The sequence below is a fragment of the Flammeovirga sp. OC4 genome, assembly GCF_000812565.1.
In the GTDB taxonomy this organism is placed as follows: Bacteria; Bacteroidota; Bacteroidia; order Cytophagales; family Flammeovirgaceae; genus Flammeovirga.
Genome location: NZ_JTAM01000023.1, coordinates 73,900 through 86,706, shown reverse-complemented (window position 1 = coordinate 86,706; position 12,807 = coordinate 73,900). Strand labels below are relative to the sequence as shown.

The following is a 12,807-nucleotide window of genomic DNA, read 5'->3' as shown; positions in this document are numbered from 1 at the left end:
GGGGAGATTTGTTGTACAGTAAAAGTCCATTGTTAAGGGTTGAAAAAGATGCAAGTAGAAGTGGGGGATTTATCCTGTTTTTGAAGGTATAAGCCCTAAAATCTCATTTTTTTAATACTGAATCATTGCAGTGTTTTTCGGTAGATGCTACGTATATGTTCAATTAATATCTATTTTTAATGCTTCAAAATAAAAAGGACGTCGCAAAGCAACGCCCTTAAAACAGCTAATTGTTGTAGGTTAATTACACGAAACCATCGCCGGTCAAACGACCATTTTTACCATTCAGTATTTGTTTTTAAACCTTCTAATGAGAACCAATCGTAGACGGCTTCATTCTTAGAATCGACGCCGTTGCTTGTAGCATAAACACCAATTCCAGCGCCATTAAATTTGGCATTTCCCTGTTCATCTGCGATGATGATCAAACTTCTTTTATCACCAATAGGATGCATTTCTGAAGTAGAATTTCCATAGTAAAACTGTACCATCATATCTTTGGCTACTGCCTTAAAAATAATCTCTTTTTGCTTGTAAGGAATACGGGCAATTTCTTTGTCTATTCCTTTGAAAGTTTCAATCAGTACTATCGAATTTTTCTCTTTCATCAGCTTAAAGTGATTCTCGTTGGTGCGGTAGATAGTAAGGCCTGCATGCTCATTTGGTTTAGATGTTTTAAACGATAAATGAGTAGAAGCTTCAAAATCATGATCTACTAATCTTTGAATCAAAATAGATGAATTGGTCTTACTATTCATCACCTCTTTTCTTAGTTTTACTTTTAATGTGCCATTTTCTAATTCATAAAATGGGGACTTAGGTGTTCGGATGGTGCACCATTTAAAGGCTAATTGCTCTTTATCAAATTGATCGATAACAGGTAATGCTGGAACAGGCGTCCAAGGTAAATCAGGACGTTGCTGTTCCGAAAGAACAACTCCTTTTCCTTTATTGAAAATAGGTGTCTGCCCTTCAAAATCTACCTTTGCCAAAAATGTTTCTCTGGCTAACGTTGTGATGCCATTTTTCCATCTTTTACCAAGCATAACGGCCCACCATTCGCCATTTTGGGTTTGAACCAAATCACCATGACCAATGGCATACGTAGGGTAGTTTTTTCCTAAATGTCTGTGTGTGAGCACCGGATTGACGATATCCGCAACATAAGGCCCGTTGATGTTGTCACTATGATGTACCGACATTGCGTGATTTTCTTCAGTACCTCCTTCAGAAACCAATAAAAGGTATTGTCCATTGATTTTATAGATATGAGGTCCTTCTGTATATGAGGCATTATTTGCATGACCATTAGTTAGTTCATGCCTTTCACCAATTAATTGATGCGTAGTCAGGTCAATTTCTTGATTGTAAACCACAGTTTGTGTAGCCCATTGCTTTTCTTTAACAGGCCCAGTTCCTGTATAATAAACCTTTCCATCATCATCCCAAAAAAGAGAAGGATCAATTCCTGTTGCTTGCGGAAGCCATATAGGATCAGACCATGGTCCCGCTGGATTTTCAGCAGTGATATAAAAATTCATTTTACATCCTACACATGTATTGATAATATAAAAAACACCCTCATGATGACGAATGGTAGGTGCAAAAAGACCTAACCTGTCTTTTAAACCATCAAAATTGACACTCTCAGGATTAGTAACTGCATTCCCAATCTGTTCCCAGTTCACTAGATCTTTACTGTGATAGATAGGAAGTCCAGGAAACCAAACAAATGAGGAATTGACAAGGTAGTAATCGTCGCCTACTCTACAGATAGAAGGGTCAGGGTGATAACCACTGATGATCGGGTTTTTAAAAGTTTGTGGAGGTTCTTGCCCCCATACATGGAAGTAGGCTGTAATAATTAATAAAAAGGGAAAAAATGCTTTTAGCTTCATACTTTGTATTATTTAAAAAGTTATTTATTGATACTCTAAAGGTAGTTCTATTAAAAAAGTACAACCGATAATTATTATGATCAAAAAAGGGGGAGAATTTTTAGGGTTCAATCTCATAAAAATCTTTATGCCTGTCTTCTGTAGGATTGACTACTTCGTAAAGATGAATTATTTATGAATTGATCCTTTTTCATTTTTAAAATAATAATATTAAACTATATTTGTTGTAACAATATATGTAAAAACGAACATTGTAAACATGAAACTATTTTCATCTTATTCTCTAGGCCCAATATCATTACAAAACAGCATTGTGATGGCTCCAATGACACGTTGTAGAGCAGAAAACAATATTCCTACTGACCTAATGGCAGAGTACTATGCCCAAAGAGCATCGGCAGGTTTGATCATTACTGAAGGTACCGCACCCTCAAAAAATGGTTTGGGGTATGCACGAATTCCGGGTATTTACTCATCAGAACAAGTGGACGGGTGGAAAAAAGTAACTTCTGCAGTACACGAAAAAGGTGGAAAGATTTTTATGCAACTCATGCATACTGGTCGTGTTTCTCATCCTTTAAATATGACTGATGATGCTAGAGTAGTAGCACCTTCTGCTATTGCGATGAGCGGTGAGATGTATACAGATGCAGAAGGTAATCAACCTTATCCTGTACCTCAAGAAATGACTTTAGAAGACATCAAAGAAGCTATTCAAGAGTTCGTAAATGCCGCTAAAAATGCAATCCAAAGCGGTATGGATGGTGTGGAGTTGCATGCTGCAAATGGTTATTTGATCAATCAGTTTTTAAGCCCAATTTCTAATCAAAGAACTGATGAATATGGTGGAACCGCAGAGAAAAGAAATCGTTTTGCGATTGAGGTAGCACAAGCGGTAGTGGAAGCTATTGGTGCAGATAAAGTAGGAATTAGAATTTCTCCTTATGGTGTCTTCAATGATTTAGCTCCTTTTGATGGAATTGATGAACAATATCTAGCACTTATTGATGCCCTTAATGCTTTGGACTTGGTCTATCTTCATATTGTAGATCATAGTGGCATGGGAGCTCCTGAAGTACCAAAATCGATCAAACAAAAATTGAAGTCAGCTTTTAAAAACACCTTTATTGCAAGTGGTGGATTGGACAAAGAAAAAGCGGAAGCGATATTAGAAGCCGAAGAAGGTGATCTAGTAGCTTTTGGAAGACCCTTTATTTCTAATCCTGATTTGGTAGAAAGAATGAAAGAAGATCTTGAGATCGCTACTCCAGACTTTGACACTTTCTATACTCCAGGTGAAAAAGGATATACAGATTACGAAGTAGCTGTAGTTCAATAATCATAAACTTTTTGGCAGACCAATTTTTCCTAAGCTCTCATTGACTGTTTTATTAAGTCAATGAGAGCTCTATTTTATAATGTTGTAGGCAGTATTTAAATACTAAAACCTTTACAACTGTATTTTAAATTTTAGTATGTTTCAGACTCTCGATTTGGGCAAAACTCCTTGTGAGCAGGTTCACTTGCACAGTCCCCTAACTCTTCATAACACATAGAACATACTACTGAGTCACATTGAGAACAAGATGTAAAACCCACTGAAATTATTCCAACAACAATTAAGATCTTTTTCATATTTATTTATAATTAGGTAGTTAAGTGCTTCGAAAATTTAGCACCAACTTATTAAGTAGTTGTATCATTAAACTCGGATTTTCTGGACTTCCTTTTTATTTCCCAAGTAAGAGAAGAGCATTTATTACCATCGCCCTGCTCCTAAATGCTACCTTGGTTGTTCTCAAAAAGATCATCCAACTTATTCAAGCTCAGCTCTTCAAATACTTAATTGCAACAATGTTTTTGATTTAAATAGGAGGTTATGATAATGCTTTATCTCCGCCTACATTGAGTTATTTTAATTACTTATAAAGTAACGACCCAATATACTGACACTTAAGAAGCATATTTGTAACACTGTATTATGTTTTTATAACAATGTATTTAACGATAAAATGTATAGATAATTCAAAGTCAAACTATTAATTCCTTTCTACCTTTAGCATCTTAACTTTTTGATTGATTTTTTAATAAATCAGATCGTTTCTTTTAGGTATTGAGAATAGTTATGGAATTTTGTTGAATAAAAATAGGGTCTGTCTACTTAATCAAGATGGGTACAAATCAATTTATAGTTGGAAATAATACTACTAATTTTGATTTTTACAATAGAGGTCTCAAATTGAAGTCTAAGCAAACCATTGCAACTCTCAACTTATATCACTTTGCGTTATTATTAAGTCCATAATTGGTTAGGTTTTCAACTTATGAAAGCTAAGAAATTAGAATCAAAATGATGATAAGAGTATTTATCAACCTATTTGTTTTATTTATATTTTTTGGATGTAATAAAACAGAAACATGCCCTGATGAAATATTAAAAAGTCAGATGGAAAAGATGGATTTCCTATCAAGAAAAATCTTTAATGAAAATCCAAAGCTATTAGCTATTGTACCTTCCGATTCAATAATAATAGATATATCAATTAGTTCACAAATAGATTCTTTATTTAAAGATTTATGTTTTGAAATAAATGAGACTAAGAGCTTTGAATCATTTGCTCTAATCTATTGGCTCAACGTAAAAAAACAGTGGATTGAAAATTATCCTAATATTGGAACTTCTATTGTGCCTGAAAATTTTTTAGATAAAGATAAAAGCAATTCTAGGAGAGTAGAGGTGAGGACACTTTATATTTTGATGAAAAAGAATAATATCGATAAAAAACTTCTGAGAAATGGATTCACCATGAGTGAAATTAAATTTCCTAAATCAGAGATTAATATGTTATATGATTATCCATATATTAAATCTATTTTGAATGAAATAGATCTACTTGAAAAAAAAGTATATAATCCTGCTAATCTCAGTATTAAGCCATAGACGTCACTTAGAATTGTTCAATTGAAAAGTTGATAACTTATGAAGAAGCAAAAGAAATATTATAGAGAAAAAAGGTTACTGGATGTACCAAAAGTTACTAAAGCAACAACTGATCATGGTCAGAAAATTAAGGTAAACTTTTTATGAAATGAAGTATTATATATTAGAAGATTCTACTGGAGATGAAATTGGGAATACATACCCTCAAACAGATGGTATGAGTAACAATTATAAGTTTAAAAAGATTGATTCTGTCTCGAATTTACCAATCTTAAAAGCTCCAAAAGTTATTCCCGACTTAAATTCAGTGATGTTAGGTAAAGGTTCCAACTTAACAGATATAGTGAGTAGTGCATTATTCAATAGCTATAGCTTTTTGGTAAATAGTAAGCTTAAGGCTTTAATGACAAAATTCAATCTACCAAAGCATGCATTTTTTGAGGCTACTTTATTAAAATATGGTAGCGATGTAAAGGAAAACTATTTTTTATTTCACTTACAGGAAAGTCATAGTACCTTTATTGACTTTACAAAATCTAGCTTTTCAACATTAAGAATTCCACCTTGGGAATTGCCAAATTGGGATTATGAAAAAACACCAATTGAGATAAACTCGCATGATGATTTAGTAATAAAGGATAAGGAACTTGAATCATTTAAAAATATTGTCCCAGATAGATTGAAACTAGTTGATAATTTTGATCATAATTTAGACTTGTTTACATTAAGATATTTGTATGGAAAAATACTTATTTCTGAACGGTTGAAAGAGGCTCTTGAAATAAACAAGATTTCAGGTTTTCAAATTACAAAACCGTCTTATGAAATAAGTATATAAATAAACCAATTTTTATCTCACTATTAAGTTGTAGGCTTTACTTAGGGGCTGTCGCAAAACTAAGATTTGAATAAATAATCATTATGTTTAACTTATAACATAATGATTATTTACTATGCTCCCAAAGTTCAAAGAAATTCCTAAAAATCAACTAAGTATTTTTCCAACTCAATTGGATAGCTTAATACCTCAAGATCATATATGCAGAGCAATTGACTCCTTTGTAGAAGGCTTACCAATGAATTTAGTAGGTAAGTATTTTTTAAATAAACCTTCAAATGAAGGAGGTCGTCCTGCTTATCATCCAAAACTAATTTTGAAACTTCTTCTTTATAGTTACACTACCCCGTATAGATCTAGTCATGAGCTTGAGAAACTAGCCAAAGAATCAATACCATGTATGTGGCTCCTTTCTGGTGAAACACCGGATCATGCTACCATTTCTAGGTTTCGGAGTAAATATCTAAAAGATGTTTTGGAAGATATACATGTTAATTTAGTCTTGAATTTAGCAAAGCATGAATTAGTGAATTTAGAAGAATATGTTTTAGATGGCACCCTAATTAATGCTAATGCCAATAAGTATAAAACAGTATTTAAAAAGAATGCAGAGAGATATTCCCAACAGGTACGAACAAAAGTGCAAGAATATATTCATACTCTTGAAAATTTAGAAAAAGAATCGATTCATCAAAATGAGGTATTAGATATTCCATCTGAGACTTCTTGTTCAGATAGTAACAAAATCAAAGAAATTGCTCATAAAATTGATGAACAACTTTCCAAAAGGGGCAACGACAGGGTAACGAAAAAACAAAAGACTCAATGCCGCAATATTATAAGAAAAGCAGATCAATTAAATGGATATGAACAACAGCTTCAAACATTAGACTCACGTAATTCCTATTCTAAAACAGATACTGATGCAACGTATATGCGCATGAAAAATAGAGAGTATGCTAATGGATACAACGTGCAAGTAGGGACAAGTAAAGGTTTTATTACAGGAGTAACTTTACATCAAACTTCAAGTGATCAGAAGGCCTTTATACCTCATGTTGCAAAATATGAAGAATGGTATGGGAAAGGTACATTGAAACATATCGTAGCGGATGGTGGCTATGGCTCAGAAAGAACTTTTACTTGGATGGAGCAGCGTAAAATAATACCTTATGTGAAGTTTCCAGGTTATTACCAACAGACAAAAGAGGCTTATAAAAAGAATCAATTTATCGCGAAAAATATGCCCTATTACGAGGATGGTGATTATTATTTATGCCCCAATGATCAAAAGTTAGAGTGGTACGGTCAACGTATCAAAATTCATAAAAATGGCTATAAAAACATCATACAAGAATACAGGTGTAAAAAATGTAATACTTGCCCTTTAAAAAATAAATGTACGACAGCTGAGTATAGGAAAATAATGATATCAGAAAATGCAAATAGATTACGAGCAAAAGCCACTCACTTTTTAAAAACGGAAGAAGGGAAAAAGAAAAGTAAAATGAGAGGACATGATATTGAAACCGTTTTTGGCCATCTAAAAAAGAACTTGAAATTAGATTCCTTTCTTCTAAGAGGAAAAGATAATGTAAATATAGAAATGCTACTATTTACTATATCTTACAATCTGATAAAGTTATTAAAGTCCGGATTTCTATTAAGGGGAGAACAACTCATAGTTCTTCTTTATGCTTATTTATATCGACGCAATAAATGGTTGAAAATAAAAAACTCTTCATTTTTAAACTGTTTATGTTCATACGATTTAAAAATGAAGAGTATTTGGAATTTTTGATGGTTTTGCGACAGCCCCAAATCTATACAACATCCGTCTTTTAAGAAATATTACTTCTCGAAGATAATATTCCTTTGAGAATCCTTCTTATATATATTTTTTGCCTTTAGAGCACCTTTTTTATGACTTGGTCGATAGTGGTTGTTATCTGGATCAAGAATACATTTGACTTGGTATTCTATCATTTTCTCAAATGGAAGAAGGAAATCATTGGTGTCACTTTGTTCAAGTTCTCCTTTTTTGAGCAAATTAATGACAGTATAGACCGACTCAATGGTACTAAGACAAAGCGATTCGGGCTGCTGTTTTAGGATGAATTTTGATTTTATAGTATTATCAAAGCTCACTCTAGGAAGTGCTTGTAAATTTGTACTCAATCGTAGCATTTTACGAGCACAAGGCCATGTACCGTCAAGAATAAAAAGGTAGGGGTTCTTCCCTAAAAAGCTGTTTATTGCTGTACCTTTTTGTTCCGATAAATTGAAGTTTTCTTTTCCAGGGTAAAGTAAGAAAGATTTATTTTCTTCGTCATTTAGTATCTCGTTGACGCGTTCATTGTTTGTGAAATCAACATCAACAATTACTTCTGAATTTTCAAGTTGAAGGTTTGTCATCAATCCCGTTCCGTTTTTTTCTTTCTTATACTCCATGGGATGCATAAGAATAACAAAACGAGTATTTGTTTGTATAGGATTTGTGTATTTACAACTACAAGAGACGGTGGGTCTCATGCATTTATAACATTTTTTTCTAGGATTTTCTATGTCTACTCGCAAAGTGAAATTCTTTTTTTTCTAATTGACTAAACCTGAATTCTTAAAACTATGGTCTAGCCTTCTCCGGTCAACCAAGCCATCGCTTGAATTTAGGCTGCTAACTTAATTATTTTCAAAATTGAAGCAAAAGCTTTATTTGAAATATTTGTTTATTGAGGTTGAATAAGAGCGTTATTCGTTTTGCTTCGATGCATTTTCTTTCAAAAACAATGAGCTTATTTTTAAATTACCTGTTTTGTCAAAGAGTAAAACGCTATGATTATCGGGTGGAGATTTTAGGGAAATAAGGGGGTGAAATACCTTTTTAAAGAATTACTAAATTTCCCATTAATTCTTTCGGTCCTAACTTAAATAAATGTTTGTAATTGGAATTAGGTTATCGCTGAAAGTGCTAATTCAGCGTACTTAGAAATGAAAAATTGAATTATTAATTACAACATGAAACTTAATTACTACTGGACCATTCTTTTATGGTTGGGAGGGGCATACCAAACGCTTGCTCAAAACCCACTCATCACTCATCGATTCTCTGCTGACCCTACAGCAAGAGTAATGAATGATACACTTTTTGTATTTCCATCATCGGATACTACATGTACGCAAATTCAAGGGAATAACGGTTTCTGTATGCCAGATTACCACGTTTATTCTACAACCGATCTAACAAATTGGAAAGATCATGGTGAAATTTTGTCTCACAATACTGTACCATGGGTAGAGAAAGACAGCTACGGAATGTGGGCTCCAGATTGTATTGAAAAAGACGGCAAATATTATTTTTATTTTCCTGCAATGCCGAAAGATAAGAGTGCTTTCAGGAGAATTGGTGTGGCAGTGGCAAATACGCCATCTGGTCCTTATACCCCAGAAGCGTCTTATATAGAGGGGATTGAGGGTATTGACCCTAATGTATTTATTGATGATGATGGTAGCATCTATCTTTACTATGGTGGTGGGGAAAACCTTTATTGGGTTGAACTCAACCAAGATATGAAGTCGATAAAAACTAAGCCTCAAAAAGTACAAGGTTTACCTTCAAAATACAAAGAAGGGCCGTTTATGTTTAAACGAAAAAATAAATATTATTTCACATTCCCACATGCACCTTCAGGTTCAGAGGAAATTTCTTATGCCGTAGGAGATAGTCCCAAAGGACCATTTGAGTACAAAGGAAAAGTACTAGAAAGATGGAAAGATGGTTGTTGGACCAATCACCACTCTTTTGTAGAATATAAAGGTGAGTGGTTATTATTCTATCATCACATGGATATTTCAGGTAACAAGCATAGAAGATCCATGTGTGCTGATCGAATCTTCTTTGACGAAGAAGGAAATATCCCTGAAATCAAAGCAACACAAAGAGGAATCGCAAAACTGTATGCTAAAGATGCGATACAATTGGACCGTTATAGCCTATTGGAAAATGGAAAAGTAGAGAAAACGAGTGCTTCTGATATTAATTGGGTCGTGAAGCGTATTTCACCTTCAACAAAATTAGAAATACATGATATTAATTTTGAAAAGGAGAAGTTTACCCAAGTCGCTTTATGGGTAAGTTCTAAAACCACTGCAACGGTTGAAATTTTAGCCAATGGTAAAAGCTGGGCAACATTTGATATTCCTGCGATGAAAGAAGGAGAGTGGAGAGTAGTGAAAGCGAAAACGAAGTTTACTCCTAAAGGAATGCAAGAGCTGTCTTTCCAATTTAAAGGTGATACTGAAACTTTACAATTGGATTGGATGCAATGTATGAGAAAGAAAGAGGTTCTCTTGGGTAAATCCTCAGATATTGAATTATTCAACCAATCAAAACAAAGAATAATTTTTGAAGCAAATCAAGGTTTGATTTATACGCCTAAGGCATTGAACTCCGCCCAACCCCATATTTTGAAGGATGCTTTTGTAAAAGGGGATTTACATATCAATGGAAAGAAAGTCACAAAATTGTCTACAATTGAGGCCGGTGATGTCGTTAGTTTTAGTTCTGACAAGGAAAAACAAATGTATGATGCCTTTGCTGGAATTGAAGCCTCTAATTTTTCTGATCAAGAGGGAGTAATGACTGAGTCCTGTAAATTAGGAGGAAAAAATGTGGGCTACATTGAAAATGGCGATTATCTGATGTTCAATAACTTACTATTTAATCAGCAACCGCAAAAAGTGACGATTGGTGTAGCTTCTGCCAATACAGGTGGTGTTGTAGAAATTCGAAAAAGTGATCTTAAAGGAGAAGTATTAGCCTCTTTTGAAATACAGAAAACGGGTGGTTGGCAAAAATGGACCAACCTTACTTCTGATATCAATACTCAAGTAGCCAAAAATGAAAAGATTTTTATTGTATTTAAAGGCAATAATGGGTTTCTGATGAACTTGAAAGATGTAAAATTTGAATAAATAAATCAGGATAATTAAAGCAACGACAACAGCCTAAGACATGATCAAAAAAATTATTACTGGAGCCTTATTGGGGGCTTTATTAGCAGGGTGTGCCACCACTGACAAGGTAAAAGAAACAACAAAAATCGAGTACGAAGCAGATTGGGAATCACTGAGTCAATACCAAGTGCCAGAGTGGTGGAAAAATACAAAGTTTGGTATTTATTTTCACTGGGGACCTTATTCCGTTCCGGCTTATGAGACAGAGTGGTATTCTATTTATATGTATAGAGAAGGACACCCTATTCGAAAATACCATGAAGAAAAGTATGGTAGCTTAGATAAATTTGGCTACAAGGATTTTATTCCAATGTTTACAGGTGAGCATTTTGATGCAGACGAATGGGCTAAACTTTTCAAAGAGGCAGGGGCTCAATTCGCCGGACCCGTTGCAGAACATTCAGATGGTTTTGCAATGTGGGATAGTGAATTAACGCATTGGGATGCTAAAGAAATGGGTCCCAAAAGAGATATTGTTGGAGAAATGGCCAAGGCTGTCAAGAAGCAAAACATGAAGTTTATTGCGACTTATCACCGACACTGGACCTACGCATGGTATCCTACATGGGACAAAACTACTGATGCAGGAGACCCTCAATATACAGGGCTATATGGGCCTTATGCTCCAAAAGGAACTTTCACGATGGCTGATGTCAAAAGTGATCCCCTTCCTGATAAACAGTTCAATGACGATTGGTTAGCCCGTTTGGATGAACTAATGGATAAATACCAGCCAGATATTATTTGGTTTGATAATAGAATGGATATTATCGACGAAAAATACAGACAACAATTCTTAGCCAATTACTATAATAATGCTCAGAAATGGGGTAAAGAAGTGGTATGTACTTACAAGTTCCATGATTTGAAAAAGGGAACAGCAGTTCTTGATTTAGAGCGTTCAAGAATGAAAGATAAACAGCCCTTTGTTTGGTTGACGGATGATTCTATTGATTGGAAAGCGTGGTGTCATATTGATGATCCAAAGTATAAATCGACCAATAGATTAATCGACTTTTTAGTGGATGTAGTTTCTAAAAATGGAGCTGTTTTATTAAACATTCCGCCAAAGGCAAATGGTGAAATACCTGTAGAAGTGGCCACTCGTTTGAGAGAAATGGGACAATGGTTGAGAATGAATGGAGAAGCAATTTATGATACTCGTCCTTGGGTGATTTATGGTGAAGGACCGCAAGAAATCAAAGAGGGACATTTGAGTGAACATAAAAACAAAGAAGCTGTTGCAGAAGATATTCGTTTTACAACCAACGGAAACAATCTTTACGCGATATCTCTAGCTTGGCCAAAAGACGGTAAACTTACAATCAAAAGTTTAGGGACTGAAAAAGCGTATTTAAAAAGTGATATTAAAAACATTCAATTGCTAGGAACCAAAGGTGAATTAAAATACGCTAGAAAAGGAAACGGATTAGAAATTGAGCTGCCTCAGGAGAAACCATGCGAACATGCATTTGTTTTCAAATTAGAATTATCCGAAAAAGCGATGTAATATAATCTTATAAGAAACTTTCAAATTTTGATTTGTTTCTTCTTTTATAATATAGAGCCCACTATCATAAATATCACGATCGTTTGATATTTGTGTTAGTGGGCTATTTATATTATTAGTCGGAACTACACTGTAAACTAAATTTTCGAATATTTATGGTATTTAGAAATCAGAAGATTTCTGCTGATCTGTAGGACACGAATGATGCTATTGCTTAACATTCGCACCAGTGGACTTTCTACCCAATTCATTTGCTACTTCTTCCCTTGGCCTTGAAGGGAAAAGCGTCAATAATATCATGAAGTGAGGTGTTAAAAATGATTTTGCTGTTTGAGCATCTCAAAACGATGAAGTTTTGATCGAGTTATCCTTTCAATAGGTGAGAGAAATGAAATTTAACTTTTGACTTCTAAGCCTTGAATTTTTTGCTTCGTTTTTGTTTCAAAACAAAAATGAAGAAAAAAAATCTTTTTTGGGTGAATCAGATTTTATTTTGTAATGTTGGAACTATTATCTCTTAAATTAAATCCTCTTCAAAAGGTTATATCTTAACGATTATTAGTAATAAGTGAAATATTGACGTTTATCACTATTTCTTTAATTGAAA

General features: G+C 34.0%; 8 protein-coding genes. 6 read left to right on the top strand and 2 right to left on the bottom strand.

All coding sequences use genetic code 11. The annotated features are described in order from the left end of the window. Nucleotides 1-278 precede the first annotated feature (278 nt). Nucleotides 279-1,898, bottom strand: coding sequence for a glycoside hydrolase family 43 protein (locus PL77_RS14990; RefSeq protein WP_044206864.1), 1,620 nt, complete (start codon nucleotides 1,896-1,898; stop codon nucleotides 279-281). A 259-nt stretch (nucleotides 1,899-2,157) separates the two neighbouring features. On the opposite strand from PL77_RS14990, the gene PL77_RS14985 reads away from it, so the two are divergent. From PL77_RS14985 to PL77_RS14970, 4 genes are all read left to right on the top strand, one after another. Beyond that, nucleotides 2,158-3,237 (top strand): alkene reductase, encoded by a 1,080-nt coding sequence (locus PL77_RS14985; protein ID WP_044206863.1) that lies wholly within the window; start codon nucleotides 2,158-2,160, stop codon nucleotides 3,235-3,237. Between the two features lie 1,011 nt (nucleotides 3,238-4,248). Beyond that, nucleotides 4,249-4,839, top strand: coding sequence for a hypothetical protein (locus PL77_RS14980; RefSeq protein WP_044206861.1), 591 nt, complete (start codon nucleotides 4,249-4,251; stop codon nucleotides 4,837-4,839). Between the two features lie 148 nt (nucleotides 4,840-4,987). Further along, on the top strand, nucleotides 4,988-5,677 hold the full coding sequence (locus PL77_RS14975) for a hypothetical protein (RefSeq protein WP_044206859.1): 690 nt from the start codon (nucleotides 4,988-4,990) through the stop codon (nucleotides 5,675-5,677). Between the two features lie 115 nt (nucleotides 5,678-5,792). After that, the gene (locus PL77_RS14970; RefSeq protein ID WP_044206857.1) at nucleotides 5,793-7,478 is read left to right on the top strand and encodes an IS1182 family transposase; all 1,686 of its coding nucleotides are present in this window, start codon (nucleotides 5,793-5,795) and stop codon (nucleotides 7,476-7,478) included. Between the two features lie 50 nt (nucleotides 7,479-7,528). Here PL77_RS14970 and PL77_RS14965 read toward each other — a convergent pair whose 3' ends face one another. Then, the gene (locus PL77_RS14965; RefSeq protein ID WP_082026550.1) at nucleotides 7,529-8,254 is read right to left on the bottom strand and encodes a tRNA-uridine aminocarboxypropyltransferase; all 726 of its coding nucleotides are present in this window, start codon (nucleotides 8,252-8,254) and stop codon (nucleotides 7,529-7,531) included. A gap of 438 nt (nucleotides 8,255-8,692) precedes the next feature. Here PL77_RS14965 and PL77_RS30655 point away from each other — a divergent pair, with 438 nt between their 5' ends. Next, the gene (locus tag PL77_RS30655) at nucleotides 8,693-10,648 is read left to right on the top strand and encodes a family 43 glycosylhydrolase (RefSeq protein ID WP_052444447.1); all 1,956 of its coding nucleotides are present in this window, start codon (nucleotides 8,693-8,695) and stop codon (nucleotides 10,646-10,648) included. A 40-nt stretch (nucleotides 10,649-10,688) separates the two neighbouring features. Beyond that, a complete protein-coding gene (locus PL77_RS14955; protein WP_044206855.1) occupies nucleotides 10,689-12,200 on the top strand; it encodes an alpha-L-fucosidase in 1,512 nt (503 codons plus the stop codon). Nucleotides 12,201-12,807: the final 607 nt, after the last annotated feature.